Here is a 17,627-nt window from a genome sequence, read left to right as displayed (position 1 = left end):
GCAAGACGCCCGCCGACGGCGGAAGTTGACGGGAAACCGATGTCGCGGAGCCCCGCCGGGGCGGGAGTAATGGAGAGTGACCACGGTGGCACCGAGAGCCATTCGATCACCACTTCTGTCGACTCGGAGAATCTCGATGTCAACAAACCATTGAAGTTCCGCGATAAGGAAACTAGTCTCCACTGGTCAGAAGCGCCCTGTACCCGAACGGCGCCCGCGACCGTATCTCGGAACTGGCGGCACCCGGTGCCGCCCAGGTGCCCCGGCGGCCGCCAGGCACCGCCGCTGAATGGAGTGACAGCTCATGTCCGCACCAGCGCCGTCCCCGCTGGCCATCGTCGAAGTCGACCCCGCGCACACGCCGGAACGCCAGGGCGAGGCCCTCAGCGACGCCGCACTCACCTTCGTCGCCGAGCTGCACCGGCGGTTCACCCCCCGCCGCGACGAGCTGCTCGCCCGCCGCGCCGAGCGCCGCGCCGAGATCGCCCGGACCAGCACGCTGGACTTCCTGCCCGAGACCGCGCGGGTCCGCGCGGACGACAGTTGGCGGGTCGCCGAGGCGCCCGCCGCGCTCAACGACCGCCGGGTCGAGATCACCGGTCCCACCGACCGCAAGATGACCATCAACGCGCTGAACTCCGGCGCCAAGGTGTGGCTCGCCGACTTCGAGGACGCCTCCGCTCCCACCTGGGAGAACGTCGTGGGCGGCCAGCTCAATCTGATCGACGCCTACCAGCGGAAGATCGACTTCACCGACGCCCGCACCGGCAAGTCCTACGCCCTCAAGCCGGCCGAGGAACTCGCCACCGTCGTGATGCGGCCGCGCGGCTGGCACCTGGAGGAGCGCCACCTGCAGTTCGAGGGCCGCCCGGTCCCCGGCGCGCTGGTCGACTTCGGCCTGTACTTCTTCCACAACGCGCAGCGCCTGCTGGACCTCGGCAAGGGCCCGTACTTCTACCTCCCGAAGACCGAGTCGTACCTGGAGGCCCGCCTCTGGAACGAGATCTTCGTCTTCGCCCAGGACTACGTCGGCATCCCGCAGGGCACCATCCGCGCCACGGTCCTCATCGAGACCATCACCGCCGCATACGAGATGGAGGAGATCCTCTACGAGCTGCGCGACCACGCCTCGGGCCTGAACGCCGGCCGCTGGGACTACCTCTTCTCCATCGTCAAGAACTTCCGGGACGGCGGCGCCAAGTTCGTCCTCCCGGACCGCAACGCGGTGACGATGACCGCCCCGTTCATGCGCGCCTACACCGAACTCCTGGTCCGCACCTGCCACAAGCGCGGGGCGCACGCCATCGGCGGCATGGCGGCCTTCATCCCCAACCGCCGGGACCCGGAGGCCAACGAGAAGGCGCTGGCCAAGGTCAAGAACGACAAGGACCGGGAGGCCGGCGACGGCTTCGACGGCTCCTGGGTCGCCCACCCGGACCTGGTCCCGATCGCCCGCGCCTCCTTCGACGCGGTCCTCGGCGACAGGCCCAACCAGAAGGACCGCCTCCGCGCGGACGTCTCGGTCGCCGCCGCGGACCTCATCGCCATCGACTCCCTGGACGCCAAGCCCACCTACCAGGGCCTGGTCGACGCCGTCCAGGTCGGCACCCGCTACATCGAGGCGTGGCTGCGCGGCCTCGGCGCGGTCGCCATCTTCGGCCTCATGGAGGACGCCGCCACCGCCGAGATCTCCCGCTCCCAGATCTGGCAGTGGGTCGACGCCGGCGTCGTCTTCGCGGAGGAGGGGCACGCCGGCACCAAGGTCACCGCCGACCTGGTCCGCCGCATCGCCGCCGACGAACTGGCCGCCATCCGAGCCGAGTTGGGCGACGCAGCCTTCGCCTCCGGCAAGTGGCAGCAGGCCCACGACCTTCTTCTGAAGGTCTCCCTGGACGCCGACTACGCCGACTTCCTGACCCTGCCGGCCTACGAGCTGCTGGGCTGATCGACGACGGCTCCCGGGCCCGCGCACACCACCGCTCCGGGGGTGGGCGCGGGCCCTTCGCCGCCCCAGGAACCCCACGAGTACCATCGCCGCATGCCGCCCGCCTCCCCCGAAGCACCCCTCCCCCGTTCCACGAAAACCCCCTCCGCGGCACCCCGGGCCACTACGATGCACGCTGATCAAGCGGGCAGCGGGCAGCGGGCAGCGGGCAGCAAGTCGGTGTTGTTCGCGGTGCGTTCGGCGGTCGCGCTGCACCGGCTCCTGGACGCGCTGCCGGTCTTCGCCGGTGACCCGCGCATCCGGCGCCACTTCACCCTCGTCCCCGGGTCCGCCTTCGCGGCCGAGGCGCTCGGTGCGCTGGACGGGGCCGGGGCCCGGCTCGTGCCGTGGGACGACGCTGTCCGGACCTCCTACGACCTCGTCCTCGCCGCCAGCCCCAAGGGCGACCTGGACCGGCTCCGCGGCCCACTCGTCCTGCTGCCGCACGGCGCGGGCTTCGGCAAGTCGCTTCCCGGGGAGGGCTCGGCGGACTCCGCCTCCGGGTTGGACGCGACGTTCCTGATACGGGACGGCGTCCCGCTCGCGGATCTACACGCCCTGGCCCACGGCGCCCAGGTCGCCGCGTTGACGGAGCGCTGCCCCGCCGCGGCCCCGCGCGCCGCCGTCGTCGGGGACCCCACGCTGGACCGGCTGCTCGCCTCCCGGGGTCGGCGCGAGCGGTACCGCGCCGCGCTCGGCACCGGCGGCCGCCGGCTGGTCGTCCTCACCTCCACCTGGGGGCCGGAGTCCCTCCTCGCCCGGCACCCCGGGCTCCCCGCCCGGCTCGTCGCCGAACTCCCGCAGGACGCCTACCAGGTGGCGCTCGTCCTGCACCCCAACGACCACAGCGAGACCGGGGCCCAGGACCTCGCCGAGTGGCTCGCCCCGGCCGTCGCCGGCGGGCTGCTGGTGCCCCGTCCCTACGAGGAGTGGGCCGCCGTCCTGGTCGCCGCGGACGCCGTGCTCACCGATCACGGCTCGACGGCCCTGTACGCGGCGGCCCTGGACCGGCCGTTGCTCGCCGTCTGCGACGGCGGCACGGAGCTGCTCCCCGGCAGCCCGATGGCGCGCCTGCTCGCCGCCGTGCCCGCGTTCCGCTCGCCGGACGACCTCGACGCCGCCGTCGCGCGGCACCGACCGGGGTCCGTCCGCGCCCTGGCCGACGGTGCCTTCGCGGAGCGGGGGCGGGCGCTGGAGCGGCTACGGGCCGCGGTATACGGGCGGTTGGGGCTGTCGCCGCCTGCCGCGCCCGCCGAGCCCCGGCTGCTCCCGCCGCCGCGCCGCACCGCCCCCGCGCCGGTCGCCTGGGCGGTCCGCACCACGGTCACCGGCACCACGGTCACCGTCGAGCGCCATCCACCGGGCGGGGACGGCCCGTTGGGGCACCTGGCCGTCGAGGAGGACGCCGCCAGCGTCCGGCACGCCCGGTCGGCGGCGGTGCTCCTCCGCCGCGCCCGCCCGGGATCCGGTGACACCGCCTGGACGGCGGGCGGTTGGACCACCCATGCGCTCGCCCGCTACCCGGGGCGCCGCACCGCCGCCGTGCTGCTCGCCGCCGACCGCTGCGTACTGCGCCGGCCGGGCGGGGCGCCGCTGTCCGTGCGGATCGCGGCCCGGGAGGCGGCCGGTCGGGTCCACCGGCCCGATCCGGCGGCCGTGGTGTCGGCGGTCCACGCCTGGCTCGCCCGCTCCGGGACGGAGGCGGCCTGGCCCGTTACCCTCATCTGCCGGATCGGCGGCCGGAGTTACCGCGTCCGGCTGGCACCCGCCACCGAGGACGAGGCCGCCCTGGAAGTCTGAGCGGCCGGCCGGGGTCGCGGTCAGGTGCGCGGGCGGCCGCCGGCCCGTTCCCGGACCGCGCGGGCGGCCTCCCGGTAGGCGGTGGCCGCGGCGTCGTCCCCGGTCTCCGCGACGAGTTCGGCGAGCGCGTCCAGCACCCGCACCTCGTCGGTGGTGGACCGGCGTCGGCGGGCGCCGTCGAGGGCGGCCTCGTAGAGCGCGCGGGCCGGCTCCGGGCGGCCGCGGCGCCGCAGCACCCGCCCGAGGGCGAAGCCGGTGCGCGCGGTCATCCGCTCGCGCCGCTGCTCCCCCGCCATCTCGTGCGCCCGGGTCAACTCGGCCTCGGCACGGTCGAGTTCGCCGAGTCCCTCCCACGCCTGCCCGAGCAGATAGCCGAGCAGCAGCACGCCGTAGGGGTTCGGGATCTCCGCGTGGAGGCGGGCGGAGCGCTGGTAGTCGGGGACGGCGGCGGCCCAGTGGCCCTGTTCGGCCTGGAGCCGGCCGCGGAATTCGAGCGCCGAGGCGTACAGCTTGCGGTCCTGCGCGTCGGTGCCGAGCAGGGCCGCACCGCTCACCGCGGCGTCCAACTCCCGGCCGGCCTCCTCGTACCGCTCGCTCTCCCACAACGGGCGCGCCAGTTGGCAGCGCATCCGGATGGTGGCCCGCAGGTCCTCGGCGCGTTGGGCGGCGTCCCGGCCGGCGTGGAAGGAGTCGATGTGGTCGGCGCTGCCGGGGTGGTCCAGGAGGTGCGTCCACAGGGGCTCGCACAGCGCCCAGGACTCGGCGTGCAGCCCGGCGGCGGACGCCAGGTGGACGCCGGCGTGCAGGACCCGCCGCTCGGCGTGCAACCAGTGCAGGGCGGCCGGCTTGTCGGGGAAGTCCAGGTCCGGTGCGTCCGGGAGCGCGGCGGTCGGCGGGGCCAGGGTCAACCGTCCGCCGGTGGCCAGGTGGTCGGCGCGCTGGGCCTGGCGGAGCAGCCAGCGCAGCAGTCGGCGCCGCCCGTCGTCCGCCTCGTCCGGCGCTCCGTCGGCGGCGGCCCGGCGGCGGGCGTGGCCGCGGACCAGGTCGTGCATCCGCAGCCGTTCGGCGGGGGCGTCGCCGTCCGGGTGGGCGTCCACGGCGTCCGGGTCCGGGCCGGCGTCGAGCAGGCCGGCCCGCTCCAACTCCGCCAGCGCGTCCGCGGCGGCGTCCGAACCCGTGCCGAGGAGGGCGGTGGCGGCTTCCGGGGCGAGGGCCACGCCGGGGAGGGCGGCGAAGAGCCGGTACGCGGCGCGGGCCTGCGGGGTGAGGTCCCCGTATGCGGTGTCCCAGACGTGCTCGATGTCCGGCACCCCCTTCTCCCGTAGTTCCGCGGCGAGTTCGGTGGTGAGCCGGGTCCAGCCGCGGCGCCGGTTGCGGCGCACCCAGCGGCCGGCGACCCGTAGCGCGGCCGGCAGCCCGCCGCACCCTTCGGCGAGCGCGGCGGCGGTCTGCGGACGGGCGGTCAGGGCCGGGTCGTCGACGGTGTGCAGCAGGAGCCGTACGGCGTGCTCGTCGGCGAGCGGGCGGAGCGGGAGTTCGACGGCCGTGCCCGGTTCGAGGTCGTCGAGGCGGTGGTGGCCGGCCAGGATCACCACGCTGCCGGGCGAGGAGGGCAGCAGCAGGGCGGCCTCCGCCTCGAAGCCGCGGACGTTGTCCAGGACCACCACCAGGCGGCGGTGCCGGGTCTCGTCCCAGTATTGGCCGCGGCGGGCGGCGAACGACCGCTCCACCCAGTCGCGTTCGACGCCCAGGGTGCGCAGCAGTTGGCCCAGGGCTTCGTGGGTGTCGACGGCGCCGGCGCGCCGGTCCGCGTCGAGGTCGGCGTAGAGCACGCCGTCGGGGCAGCGGGCGTGCAGGCGTCGGGCGAGCCGGAAGGCGAGTTCGGTCTTGCCCACGCCGGAGAGGCCGGTCAGCGCGATGATCAGGGGCCGGTCCGCGGACTGGGCGTCGAGCCATGCCCCGGCGGCCTCCAACGCCGCGGACTGCTCCTCCTCGCGGTTCTCGAAGTGCCCGATCTCCGGCGGTAACTGACAGGGGGTCCGGCGGGGCGCGGGCGTTCCCGCGGCGTGCATGTGCACCGCTCCGATGTGCCCGGCCTGCACCAGGTGCTGCACCTCAGCGCCGCCGCCCACGCTGTTCCATGTCTCTTCGGCCACGGGGCAACTCTAGGGCCTGGCCGACGGATCGGGGTCGGACCGACCGGGTGCGGTCCGGTGTGCGGGGCGGTTCATGTGAGGACCGCCCCCAACGCCACGAACGCGCAGATGAGGACGGAGAGGAGGGCCAAGTAGGGGGCGACGAAGCGGAGGTAGGTGTCGTAGCCGATCTTGGCGAGGGAGACGCCGCCCATGACGACGGCGGTGGTGGGGACCCAGAGGTTCATCCAGCCGCTGGCGGCCTGCCAGGCGGTGACGACGACGGGGCGGGCGACGCCGGCGAAGTCGGCGAGCGGGGCGAGGATGGGCATGGCGAGGGTGGCGTGGCCCGAGGTGGAGGGGATCAGGAACGCCAGGGGGAGGTTGACGACGAAGACGATCACGCCGAAGAGGGCCGAGGGGGTGCCGGCGACCACGCCCTCGATGGAGTGCAGCACGGTGTCGGTGACCTTGGCGTTGTTCATGATGACGGTGACGCCGCGGGCCAGGACGATGACCAGGGCCGGCGAGATGAAGTCGGCGGCGCCCTGGACGAAGGTGGCGGTCAGGCGCTGCTCGCCCATCCGGGCCAGCAGCCCCACCAGGACCGAGCCGACCAGGAACATCGCGGCCAACTCCGGGAAGGACCAGTCCAGTTCCCAGGCGTAGGGGGTGGCGTCGGCGCGGCCGGTGAGGGCGCCGGACCACGGGATGACCGAGAAGATCATGAAGGCGAAGAGCAGGGTGACGGCGAGCAGGACCGTCTTGTGGAGGCCGGTCAGCGGCGGGGGTTCGGCGGTGTCCGGGGTGTTCTGGGCGTGGGCGCGGTCGCCGGGGAGGAAGCCGCACAGCGAGCGGTCGGGGTCGGCGCGCACCCGGCGGGCGTAGCGGATGACGTAGGCGATGGTGACGGCGGTCAGCACCAGCCACATCGCGACGCGCAGCGCGATGCCGTCGCCGAGGGAGATCTCGGCGGCGGAGGAGGCGACGCCGGTGGCGAACGGGTTGACGGTGGAGCACAGCACGCCGATGCCGGCGCCGAGGATGATCGCGCCGGTGGCCACCAGGCGGTCGAAGCCGAGGGCCAGCATCAGCGGGACGATCAGGCCGTAGAAGCCCAGGGTCTCCTCGGCGAAGCCCTCCACGGTGCCGAGGAGGGAGAAGACCGCCATCACGCCGGCGATGAGGAGGGCGCCGCGGTCGCGGAGGCGGTGGGCGAGGCGGCCGATCCCGCGGTCCAGGGCGCCGGTGGCGAAGACGACGGTGATGAAGGCGCCGATGGCCAGGACGAAGAGGAACACGCCGGCGCTGCCGTACAGTTCGCCGACCAGGTCCGGGCCCACCAGGCCGGTCTTGGTGTCCCGGACGCCGTAGAGGCCGTTGACCGGGGAGAGGAAGAGGTCGCCGAGGCGCTCGGGAAAGGTGCGGCCGGAGGGGGCGGGGTGGTAGCTGCCCTGGAGGGGGCGGCCGGCGGTGGTGCGGGCGTAGGTGCCGGAGGGCAGCACGAAGGTCAGCGCCCAGATGACGATCGTGACCAGGACGAGGACCGTGAGGGCGCTGGGGAAGGTGAAGCGGCGGCCTCCGGTGTCCTCGTCGTCCGACACGGTCGCGCCGTTGGCCGACGGCGTCGACGCGCCGCCGTCGGACGGCTTCGGGGCACCGCCATGGGGCGACTTCGGGGCCTCGTCGTCAAACGCCCCCGGGATCACGCGGCGCCTCCGGCCCGGTGCGCGGCGGCGCACTCGGCGAGCAGCGCGCCGCGCAACTCGGAGCGCGACACCCGTCCGTTGGGTCCGTGCGGACTGCCGAGACCGCCCTCGGCGCCGAAGAGCGGAGCCTCGGCGTCCGGTACCGCCGCGGCCAGGCCGTTGACGGTGGCTTCCGGCGTCGACGCCGATGCCGGCGTGGTGGCTTCGTGGGGCACGCGGGCCCCCTCTCTGTGGCGCCCGCCTGCGGGGCGCACACGTTGACGGTCTGTCAGGTTTCGGGTCCAACGGCACCATATCGGGCACATGGAGCCCGGCGAGGTCGCCACGTTGGGGGCGGCCGGCGCCATGTCGCGGGCGGCGGCCGGCGATTGGCGGCGCGCCGCCACCATGGGTGCCCCGCGCCGCGCGGGGCGCCGTGGGCTCCCGCGGGCGCGCCCTCGCGGCACCGGTCGGCGGTAGGGGTTCGCTCTACTATGGGCGGAGTAACGGCGCGATAAGAGCGGGCGGGTGGGAACGGGTGGCGCGGCGGCGGGAGCAGGTGCTGGACGCGGCGGTCGAGGTGCTGGGGGCGCAGGGGGCGCGGCGGCTGACGTACCAGGCCGTGGACCGGGCCGCGGGCGTGCCGACGGGGACCACCTCCAACTACTTCCGCAACCGGGCGGCGCTGGTCGACGGCATCGCCGAGCATCTGCTGGTGCTGGAGCGGCGGGAGTGGGCGGCGCTGACCACCGGGCCGGCGCCGGTCGGCCCGGACGAACTCATCGAGGCGATGGCCGCGTTCGCCCGGTATGCCGCGGGGCCGGGGCGGTCCCGTACCGCCGCGCGGTTGGCGCTGCTGCTGGAGTCGTCGGCGCGGCCGGAGCTGCGGGCGTCGCTCGACCGGGGCCGGCAGGAGGTGCTGCGGCACAGCACGGAGTGGGTGCGCCTGCTGGGTTCCGGGGCGCCGGAGCGGCACGGGCGGATCCTGGTGAACCACCTGGAGGGGGTCGTGCTGCGTCAACTGACCTTTCAGGACGGCGCGTTCGACCCGACAGAGGAGATGCGGGCGCTGGTGGGCGGGCTGCTGGGCGGCGGCGACTGAGGACACGGCGGGCCGCCGGGAGCCGCGCCGCAAGGGAACCGAGAGCCGCACGTCCAGCCGGCAACGGGCCCGACGATCGCCCCAACTACCCGCCATCCAAAGGACGTTGTGCGTTCCCGACGCCTGTACGGAGCCCAACAGGTCTGGTAGGAAAGGTTCCTAACGATTGGGGAACCCCCCACGGCCCACTCCGACAGGAGGACTCCATGCGCTCCCGATCGATAGCCAGAACCACCACCCGCGTCGCGCTCGGCCTGGCGCTGCTCGCCGTCCCCGCCACCGCGGTCGCCACCACCGCCGCACCGGCCGACCGGGCCCCGGCCCAGACCGCCCCCCACGCCCCGCGGGCCGCCACCGGGCTGGACGACCCGGCGAAGAAGGAGCTCGCCATGCAGCTGGTCTCCAGCGCGGAGAACTCCTCGCTGGACTGGAAGGCGCAGTACAAGTACATCGAGGACATCGGCGACGGCCGCGGCTACACGGGCGGCATCATCGGCTTCACCTCCGGCACCCACGACATGCTGGAGCTGGTCGAGCTCTACACCAAACGGAAGCCCGACAACATCCTGGCCAAGTACCTGCCGGCGCTGCGCAAGGTGGACGGCAGCGACTCGCACGAGGGCCTGGACCCCGACTACCCCAAGGACTGGCGGAAGGCCGCGGCCGACCCGGACTTCCAGAAGGCGCAGAACGACGAGCGGGACCGGGTGTACTTCAACCCGGCGGTCAAGCAGGGCAAGGCCGACGGGATCGGCGTGCTGGGCCAGTTCGCGTACTACGACGCGATCGTGATGCACGGCGACGGGAGCGAGCCGACCAGCTTCTCCAGCATCCGGAAGCGGGCGCTGGCCAAGGCCAAGCCGCCGGCCCAGGGCGGCGACGAGAAGAGCTACCTCAACGCCTTCCTCGACGCGCGGGTGTGGGCGATGAAGCAGGAGGAGGCGCACAGCGACACCAGCCGGGTCGACACCGAGCAGCGGGTGTTCCTGAAGGACGGCAACCTCGACCTGCACACGCCGCTGGACTGGAAGGTGTACGGGGACAGCTACCACATCGGCTGACCCACGGGATACCCCAACGGCCCGTAGGGGGACGGCGGTTGCCGTTCGCCTACGGGCCGTTCGTCGACGGCGGGAGCGCTCAGTGGGCGGGCGAGGTGGCGGCCTCGCCGTCGTCCATCCGGCCGCGGTCGGGCTGTTGGGGTATCTCCGGGGCGGCCTCGGCCGGCGGCGGGTCCGCCTCGTGGCCGTCCGCGCCGGGCCGCTTCCCGAGGTGGTTGAAGGCGAGGTTGAGGACGATGGCGACCAGGCAGCCGGTGCTGATGCCGGAGTCCAGGACGACCAGCAGGTCCTTGGGGAAGCTGTGGTAGAAGTCCGGGGCCGCGATGGGGATCAGGCCGACGCCGAGCGCGGCGGCGACGATCAGGGCGTTGTCGCCCTTCTCCATGGCGGCGCTGGCCAGCGTCTGGACGCCGCTGGCGGCGACCGAGCCGAACAGCACGATGCCGGCGCCGCCCAGGACGGGCAGCGGGACCAGGGAGATGATCGAGGCGGCGACGGGACACAGGCCGAGCACGAGCAGGATCGCACCGCTGGTGGCCACCACGAAGCGACTGCGGACCTTGGTCATCGCGACCAGGCCGATGTTCTGGGCGAAGGCGCTGTTGGCGAAGCCGTTGAAGAGCGGGCTGACGGCCGAGCCGAGGGTGTCGGCGCGCAGGCCGCCGGCGATGGTGCGCTCGTCGGCCGGGCGGCCCACGATCTTGCCGAGGGCGAGCATGTCGGCGGTGAACTCGGTCATGCAGACCAGCATCACGATGCACATCGAGACGATGGCGGCGACGTCGAACTGCGGGGCGCCGAAGTGGAACGGCGTCGGGAAGCCGAGGAGCCCGGCCTTGGTGATCGCCGAGAAGTCGGTCATGCCGACCGGGATCGCGATCAGCGTGCCGACGATCAGGCCGAGCAGGATGGCGATCTGCTGGAGAAAGCCGCGCAACACCCGCCGCAGCACCAGCACGATGACGAAGGTGACCGCGGCCATCGCGATGTTCCGCAACGAGCCGTAGTCCGCGGCCTGTTCGTTGCCGCCCTCGGACCAGCGGAAGGCGACGGGGAGCAGCGAGACGCCGATCAGGGTGATGACGGTGCCGGTGACCACCGGAGGGAAGAAGCGGACCAGTTTGGAGAAGTAGGGGGCGAGGAGGAAGCCCAGCACACCGGCGACGATGACCGCGCCGAAGATCACCGGCAGGGCGTCGTGCGGGTTGTGCTCCTTGGCGATGGCCACCATGGGGGTGACACCGGCGAAGGAAACCCCGTTGACGAAGGGGAGTTTGGCGCCGACCTTCCAGAACCCCAGGGTCTGCAGGAGGGTGGCGAGACCCGCGGTGAAGAGGCTGGCGCCCATCAGGAACGCGGTCTCGGTGGGACTGAGCCCGCAGGCGGGCCCCACGATCATCGGCGGGGCGACGACACCCGCGTACATGGCGGCCACGTGTTGGAGGCCGCTGGTGAACATCTTGAAGGGCGGGAGGGTCGCGTCGACCGGATGCTTCCGGTCCTCCTCGGACTTCTGCCCGGTAATTGCGGCCACTGCGGGCCTCCTGTCGATTTCTGCTCCGCCGGAAGCCGGCGGTGCGAGCCTGTCACGGAGGGCGTGCCATGTGGTGCGTGGTGCCGAAGTCGCGCTGGTGAGCGGGAAGGTGGCCGCGCTTGTGGCGCAAGGGTGTGGGGGTCGGTCCGGGGGTGCGGGGTCTTCCCGCACCCCCGGACCGGTTGCTTGCGGACCCCGCTGGGATCCGCAAGCTCAGCCGGGAGCCGTCCCTCCCGGCCGAGTCTGCAGGTGTGCCGCGTCCTCGGGGGATCAGCCCTCGGCCGCGATACGGGCCAGACGCTGCGCCTCGGCCCGCGTGCTGCGGGCGATGGCGTCCTCGTCGACGTTGGTGAGGTGGTTGTCCTCGACCACCGGCCTGCCGTTGACCAGCGACAGCGTGACCGGGGCGGCCGCCCCGAAGACCAGGGCGGTGACCGGGTCGGCGATCGAGGCGTGGCCCAGCCCGTCCAGCTTCCACAGGACCAGGTCGGCCAGCTTGCCGGGCTCCAGGGAGCCGATCTCGGCGCTCCGGCCGAGGACTTGGGCGCCGCCGTAGGTGCCCAGCCGCAGCGCCTTGCGGGCGTTGAGGGCGGCCTCGCGGTGGGCGCCGAGGCGGTTGATGAGCAGCGCGTTGCGCAGCTCGGTGTGGAGCTCGCCGGACTCGTTGGAGGCGGTGCCGTCGACGCCCAGGCCGACCGGGACGCCGGCGGCGAGCATGTCCGGGACGCGGGCGATGCCGGCGGCCAGGCGGGCGTTGGAGGACGGGCAGTGCGCCACGCCGGTCTTGGTGCGGGCGAAGGCGTCGATGTCGGAGTCGTTCATGTGGACGCAGTGCGCCATCCACACGTCCTCGCCGAGCCAGCCGGTGGACTCGAAGTAGTCGGTCGGGCCCATGCCGAACAGCTCGTGGCAGAACTTCTCCTCCTCCACGGTCTCCGAGCCGTGGGTGTGCATCCGGACGCCCTTGCGGCGGGCGAGCGCGGCGCCCTCGCGGAGGAGTTCGGTGGAGACCGAGAACGGCGAACAGGGCGCCGCCGCGAGGTGCACCATCGACCCGAACGAGGCGTCGTGGTGCGCGTCGATGGCCGCTTCGGTGGCGATCAGGGCGCCCTCGGTGGTCTCCACGGCGAAGTCCGGCGGCAGGCCGCCGTCCTTCTCGCTGCGGTCCATCGAGCCGCGGGCCAGGGTGATCCGGGCGCCGATGTCGGCGACCGCGGCCAGCTCGGCGGCCACCAGGTCCCCCGCGCCGCGCGGGAAGACGTAGTGGTGGTCGGAGGCGGTGGTGACGCCGCCCTTGACCATCATGCCGAGCGAGCCGTGGGTGGCCGCGGTGAGCATCTCCGCGTCGATCCGGGCCCAGGTCGGGTAGAGCGCGACCAGCCAGTTGAAGAGGTTGTGGTCGGTGGCCAGGCCCCGGGTGATCCACTGGTAGAAGTGGTGATGGGTGTTGATCAGGCCCGGGGTGGCGAGGTGGCCGGTGCCGTCCACGCGGCGGACGACGTTCGCCAGCCCCTCGGGCGCCTTGCCGGCGCCGACGGACTCGATGGTGTTGTCGGCGATGACGACGTGACCGCTGGCGTACTCGGTGTCGTCGGCGTCGACGGTCGCGATGGCGCAGTTCTCGATGACGATGCGCTGCTGCACCGCGCTGTCAGGGGATGCCGATGCTGCCATGCTGCTTTCCTCGTGCTTTCGTGGCGGTTTGGGCACGGCATGGCCCTACGGGATTTGAGTGCCGGAGCCGGGCGAGGCGGCTGACAGTACCGCTGCCCGCGTGGTGCTCCGGGTGCCGAGATGATGGAAGAACAGGTTGAGCGTGACCGCGACCAGGGCTCCGGCGCTGATCCCGGAGCCGAGCACGGTCTGTGCCCAGGCGGGGAACCCGGCGTAGAAGGTCGGCGCGGCGAGCGGGATGATTCCCGCGCCGAGCGACACGGCCACCAGGATGATGTTGGAGCTGTCCTCAAGGCCGGCCTCGGCGAGCGTGCGGATGCCGCTCACCGCGATCGAACCGAACAGCACGATGCCCGCGCCACCGAGGACCGGCATCGGCACCAGGGAGACCACGGCGCCCAGGACGGGGAAGGCGCCGAGGACCAGGAGCACCGCGCCGGCCAGCGCGACGACGTACCGGCTGCGGACCCGGGTCAGCGAGACCACGCCGACGTTCTGCGCGAAGGCACTGGTCGGCAGGCCGCCGAAGACGGGGCCGAGGAGCGTCGCGATGCCGTCGGTGCGCAGGCCGCGGGTGATGGTGTCGCTGGTGGTCCTGCGGTCGCAGATCTCGCCGAGGGCGAGCATGCCGGCCGAGGACTCGGTCATCAGCACCAGCATGACGATGCACAGCGAGAGGATCGCGGCGGGCTGGAACTCCGGGGCGCCGAAGGCGAACGGGGTGGGCAGCGCGGCGATCGGGGCGGTGCGCAGCCCGTCGAAGCTGGCCATGCCGAACGGGATCGCGGCGAGGGTGCCGACGACCAGGCCGATGAGCAGGGCGACTTGCTTGACGAAGCCCTTGGCGAAGCGCTGGAAGAGCAGCACCACGAGGAGGGTGAAGCCGGCCAGGGCGAGGTTCTTCATGGAGCCGAAGTCGGCGGCGTGCTTGTCGCCGCCCTGGGCCCAGCCGACCGGTACGGGCATCAGCGTGACCCCGATGAGGGTGATGACGACGCCGGTGACCAACGGCGGGAAGTAGCGCAGGAGTCTGCCGAAGAACGGGCCGATCGCCAGGCAGAAGACGCCGGCACACATCACCGCCCCGTAGATGGCGGGGAGTTGGTGCCCTTTGGCGGTGTTCTCGGCGATGGCGAGGATCGGGGTGATGCCGGCGGAGCTGGCCGCGTTGACGAACGGGAGGCGGTTGCCCACGAAGCGACGGATGCCGAGCGTCTGCAGGAGCGTCGCGACGCCGGCGATGAGCAGGCTGGCGGCGATGAGCCGGGTCCGGCCCGCGAGGTCCAGGCCGACGGCCTGGCCGATGATGAGCGGAGGGGTGACGACGCCGGCGTACATCGCTGCGATGTGTTGCAGGGCGGCGGGGACGAGCCGCCTGACGGTCGGCTTCTCGTCCACCGGGTGAACCGGTGGGACGGGGTGGTGCGGGGCTTGCTCTTGCTGTGCCATGGGTCGATCCCCTCGGATATCGCGTCCCCTCCCCGCTGCGGGGTGGGGAGGGGACGCGAGGCACGGCGTTGCGTCGTGAGCCGCTAAAGGTTCGTCAGATCCATCGGGATCAGGGCTTCGACACCGTCGCGCAGAACAGTGGCTTCGATCAGGCCGTACGGGCGGTCCGCCGCGTAGTAGACCTCGTTGTCGTTCTTGAGCCCGAAGGGCTCCAGGTCCACGAGGAAGTGGTGCTTGTTCGGGAGCGAGAAGCGGATCTCGTCCACCTCGGACCTGTTGTTGATGATGCGCGACCCCATTTGGTACAGGGTCTGCTGGAGCGAGAGGCTGTAGGTCTCGGCGAAGGCCTGCAGCATGTGCTTCTTGACCTGCTCGTACGAACGCTCCCAGTTGGGCATCCGCTGCTCGTCGGAGGTCCAGTTGAAGCGCCAGCGGCTGGACACCTGGGTGGCCAGGATGCGGTCGTACGCCTCCTTGAGGGTGGTGTACTTGTCCTTGATGTACCCCCAGAACTCCGAGTTGGTGGAGTTCATCACGATCAGGTCCTTCAGACCGGAGATGACCTGCCAGTTCTCACCGTCGTAGGTGATCTCGGTCAGCCGGGTCTCCTGGCCCTTGCGGACGAAGGAGTGCTTGACCTCCTCGGCGCCGATGAACTGCGAGTTGGCGTCGGAGGTCCCGATGCGCTCCCAGGCGAACTCCTCGATCCGGATCCGGGCCCGCTTGATCGGCTCCTGGCTGTCGACGAAGTGCCGGGCCAGGTGGATGCCGAACTGCTCGGCCGACTCGATCCCGTACTCCTTGGCGAAGGCGTACACGGTGTTCTTCGTCGTGTCGGTGGGCAGGCAGTGGGCGTTGGAGCCGGACAGGTGGACGTCCTCCAGATCGCCGGAGAGCGCGACCGAGACGTTCAGGTCCTTGATGTGGTGGGTCGCGCCGTCGCGGGTGATCTTGACGACGCGGTTTTCCGCCTTGCCGTACTGGTTCTGGCCGAGAATCGTGGGCATGTCGGTGCTAGCTCCCTCGGTATACGGAGTAGCCGAACGGGTTGAGCAGCAGCGGTACGTGGTAGTGCTCGCCCGGCTTGACGGCAAAGGTGATTGCCACCTCCGGGAAGAAGGCTCCGCTGTCCCGTAGCGCGGGGGCGTCCTGCTGTTCCTCGGCTTGCTGGTGGGAAACGCTGTGCTGGTTGGAGATGAAGTACGCCTCGGTCTGGAACTCGATGCGTACGTGGGTGGTGCCCTCCGGCAGCGCCGGCAGGTCCTTGCAGCGCCCGTCGGCGTCGGTCTTGCCGGCGCCGTGGGCGGTCCACGCAGCGCCGCCGCCGGAACGCACCGCGAGAGTGAGGGCGACGCCCTCCGCGGGGCGGCCCACGCTGGTGTCCAGGATGTGCGTGGACACCGACGTCGGTGCGGCCGTCTCGCTGCTCATGTGGGGTCTCCTTCTGCGATGCGGTTCAGGCGGATGCGGTTGATCTTGCCGAGTTCCCCCCGGACGATCTCGCGTTCCTGTTCCGGCGCGTTGTCGATCCGGTTACGGATCGCGTCCCGCATCTGCTCAGCGGTACGGCCGGAGGCACAGATCAGGAAGACGTGCCCGAACTTCTCCTGGTAGGCCAGGTTGAGTTCGAGCATCTCCGCCTTGAGGTCGTCCGGGGCGCCGGCCATCCCGCTCTGCTCGCGGTGCGAAGTGGGATCGCCCGGCGTGGGCCGTCCGATGGGCGGGTGTCCGGCCATCGCCTCGGCCAGGTCCTGCGCGCAGAGCTCGGCCATGGCGGCGTCGCTGGCGGCGAACAGGGCGTCGGTGGTGGTGAAGGGGCGCCGGGCGAGGACCTTGCTCCCCCAAGCCCGGCTGGCGCACACCTCGTGCAGGGCGGCCTGAGCCTCGCCGGCATCGGATGCGTTGAACCGGGTAAGCCCCTGGGGCGTACTCGAAGACACGGGAAGCCTCCGTGGCCTGGTGCTGGACAGCTCTGGTTGGCTGGAAACAGCTAAGACCTCCGGCAACATCTCGTCAACACTTTGTTGAAAAGTCGGCAACACAAAAGCCGCCGTCCGGGGTTTCCGGGCGGCGGCTTCGGCCACTGGATGGGGAGTTGGGCCCCTTCGCCTCAGTCGGCGTCCTTCGCGGCGCTTTCCCTGTTCAGGTAGTTGTAAACGGTGAAGCGGCTGACGCCGAGGGCTCCGGCGACGGTCTCCACGCCGTGCCGGACGGAGAAGGCGCCCCGGCTCTCCAGGATCCGCACCACCGACTGCTTGGTCTTGCGGTCCAGCTCGGAGAGCGGCATGCCGTGCCGGCGCTGGAGCTCGACCAGGATGTGATCGAGCGACTCCGAAAGGTGCGGGAGGCGGACGGCCACCCGCTCCCGCCCCTCCCAGGTCAGCACCACGTCGTCGCCGGTGGCCTGGTCGGGGGCGACCATCTGGCCACCCATCGCGTCCACCAGCGGCTTGACCGCCTGGACGAAGGCGTGGTCGGCGGGCTCGGTCACGTCGCGTCCCCCTCGCCGTGCGCAGCGTCACCCGGCGCCTCGTCCCCGATCACGTTGACCTGAAGGGAGACCCGGGTGGCGCCGGCCGCCAGGGACCGCCGCAGCAGGGCGTCGACCGCGCCCAGCACCCGGTCGGCGTCGCCCTCCGCGGTGTTGCCGAAGGGGCCGACGTCGACCGCGTCCAACTGGGCGCCGGTGACGATCTCCCGCGCCACCACCGCATGGGCCGGCGCCTCGTCCAGATCGAACGGCTCCGTCGTGAACTCAACTCTCAATCGCACGCGGTTCAACCTACGCGCGGTTCGGCCCGCCGACCAGAAATTGCCCGCGGCCCCCCTTGACAGCTTCCCGGCCCGCCGGGCAGTGTTCCATTAAGCAGAAAGTAAGTTCCGCTATTCGGAAGGAGCGTCGGGCCCTATGGGTTTCGCGGACACGCGCTTCGACGTCAATCTGTCGATCTTGTTCACCGAGCTTGCGTTGCTGGAGCGGCCGGCGGCCGCGCGGGCGGCGGGGTTCACGGCGGTGGAGCTGTGGTGGCCGTGGGTGGACGCCCCGACGCCGGAGCGGTCCGAACTGGACGCGCTGGCTGGTGCGTTGCGGGATGCCGGGACGCAGTTGACCGGGTTGAACTTCTACGCCGGGCGGTTGCCGGGTCCGGATCGTGGTGCGTTGTCGGTGCCGGGTGAGGAGTCGGCGCGGTTCCGGGCGA

Annotated in this window: 15 protein-coding genes and 1 pseudogene; 5 read left to right on the top strand and 11 right to left on the bottom strand. The window is 72.2% G+C overall.

Annotated features, from left to right (window positions below):
• Positions 1 to 304: 304 nt before the first annotated feature.
• Positions 305 to 1,945, top strand: a complete 1,641-nt coding sequence (gene aceB / locus ACIQU6_RS34320) for a malate synthase A (RefSeq protein WP_403485654.1) — start codon at positions 305 to 307, stop codon at positions 1,943 to 1,945.
• 168 nt (positions 1,946 to 2,113) lie between these two features.
• Positions 2,114 to 3,784, top strand: a complete 1,671-nt coding sequence (locus ACIQU6_RS34315) for a translation initiation factor 2 (protein WP_403485653.1) — start codon at positions 2,114 to 2,116, stop codon at positions 3,782 to 3,784.
• 20 nt (positions 3,785 to 3,804) lie between these two features.
• Here ACIQU6_RS34315 and ACIQU6_RS34310 read toward each other — a convergent pair whose 3' ends face one another.
• The 3 genes from ACIQU6_RS34310 to ACIQU6_RS34300 form a co-directional block, all read right to left on the bottom strand.
• The gene (locus ACIQU6_RS34310) at positions 3,805 to 5,940 is read right to left on the bottom strand and encodes an AAA family ATPase (protein WP_403485652.1); all 2,136 of its coding nucleotides are present in this window, start codon (positions 5,938 to 5,940) and stop codon (positions 3,805 to 3,807) included.
• 71 nt (positions 5,941 to 6,011) lie between these two features.
• Positions 6,012 to 7,523 (bottom strand): YfcC family protein, encoded by a 1,512-nt coding sequence (locus tag ACIQU6_RS34305; protein WP_403485651.1) that lies wholly within the window; start codon positions 7,521 to 7,523, stop codon positions 6,012 to 6,014.
• A gap of 101 nt (positions 7,524 to 7,624) precedes the next feature.
• Entirely contained in the window at positions 7,625 to 7,843 is a 219-nt protein-coding gene (locus tag ACIQU6_RS34300; protein ID WP_403485650.1) for a hypothetical protein, read from the bottom strand.
• A 302-nt stretch (positions 7,844 to 8,145) separates the two neighbouring features.
• Between ACIQU6_RS34300 and ACIQU6_RS34295 the strand changes: the two genes are divergently transcribed.
• On the top strand, positions 8,146 to 8,709 hold the full coding sequence (locus tag ACIQU6_RS34295; protein WP_403485649.1) for a TetR/AcrR family transcriptional regulator: 564 nt from the start codon (positions 8,146 to 8,148) through the stop codon (positions 8,707 to 8,709).
• A gap of 206 nt (positions 8,710 to 8,915) precedes the next feature.
• Positions 8,916 to 9,770: a chitosanase gene (locus ACIQU6_RS34290; protein ID WP_403485648.1), complete on the top strand. Its 855-nt coding sequence runs from the start codon at positions 8,916 to 8,918 to the stop codon at positions 9,768 to 9,770.
• A gap of 79 nt (positions 9,771 to 9,849) precedes the next feature.
• Here the strand turns inward: ACIQU6_RS34290 and ACIQU6_RS34285 are convergent, their stop codons facing one another.
• The 8 genes from ACIQU6_RS34285 to ACIQU6_RS34250 all read right to left on the bottom strand — a co-directional run bounded on the left by ACIQU6_RS34285 (position 9,850) and on the right by ACIQU6_RS34250 (position 17,199).
• A complete protein-coding gene (locus ACIQU6_RS34285; protein WP_403485647.1) occupies positions 9,850 to 11,304 on the bottom strand; it encodes a nucleobase:cation symporter-2 family protein in 1,455 nt (484 codons plus the stop codon).
• Between the two features lie 270 nt (positions 11,305 to 11,574).
• Positions 11,575 to 12,978, bottom strand: a complete 1,404-nt coding sequence (locus tag ACIQU6_RS34280; RefSeq protein ID WP_403485646.1) for an 8-oxoguanine deaminase — start codon at positions 12,976 to 12,978, stop codon at positions 11,575 to 11,577.
• Between the two features lie 45 nt (positions 12,979 to 13,023).
• Positions 13,024 to 14,427: a nucleobase:cation symporter-2 family protein gene (locus ACIQU6_RS34275; RefSeq protein WP_403485645.1), complete on the bottom strand. Its 1,404-nt coding sequence runs from the start codon at positions 14,425 to 14,427 to the stop codon at positions 13,024 to 13,026.
• Between the two features lie 83 nt (positions 14,428 to 14,510).
• Complete coding sequence (gene pucL, locus ACIQU6_RS34270) at positions 14,511 to 15,434, bottom strand: factor-independent urate hydroxylase (RefSeq protein WP_274912598.1); 924 nt, start codon at positions 15,432 to 15,434, stop codon at positions 14,511 to 14,513.
• 7 nt (positions 15,435 to 15,441) lie between these two features.
• Entirely contained in the window at positions 15,442 to 15,858 is a 417-nt protein-coding gene (uraH, locus tag ACIQU6_RS34265; RefSeq protein WP_403485644.1) for a hydroxyisourate hydrolase, read from the bottom strand.
• On the bottom strand, positions 15,855 to 16,367 hold the full coding sequence (gene uraD / locus ACIQU6_RS34260) for a 2-oxo-4-hydroxy-4-carboxy-5-ureidoimidazoline decarboxylase (protein WP_403485643.1): 513 nt from the start codon (positions 16,365 to 16,367) through the stop codon (positions 15,855 to 15,857). The genes uraH and uraD overlap by 4 nt, the downstream gene beginning before the upstream one ends.
• Before the next feature lie 170 nt (positions 16,368 to 16,537).
• A complete protein-coding gene (locus ACIQU6_RS34255; protein ID WP_403485642.1) occupies positions 16,538 to 16,918 on the bottom strand; it encodes a helix-turn-helix domain-containing protein in 381 nt (126 codons plus the stop codon).
• The gene (locus ACIQU6_RS34250; RefSeq protein WP_403485641.1) at positions 16,915 to 17,199 is read right to left on the bottom strand and encodes a hypothetical protein; all 285 of its coding nucleotides are present in this window, start codon (positions 17,197 to 17,199) and stop codon (positions 16,915 to 16,917) included. The genes ACIQU6_RS34255 and ACIQU6_RS34250 overlap by 4 nt, the downstream gene beginning before the upstream one ends.
• Before the next feature lie 136 nt (positions 17,200 to 17,335).
• Here ACIQU6_RS34250 and ACIQU6_RS34245 point away from each other — a divergent pair.
• Positions 17,336 to 17,627: pseudogene (locus ACIQU6_RS34245) on the top strand (hydroxypyruvate isomerase); the annotation flags it as partial.

The sequence above is a fragment of the Streptomyces sp. NPDC090442 genome, from assembly GCF_044769405.1.
In the GTDB taxonomy this organism is placed as follows: Bacteria; Actinomycetota; Actinomycetes; order Streptomycetales; family Streptomycetaceae; genus Streptomyces.
Note: the sequence above shows the minus strand (reverse complement) of the source record. Positions and strands in the feature narration are given on the sequence as shown.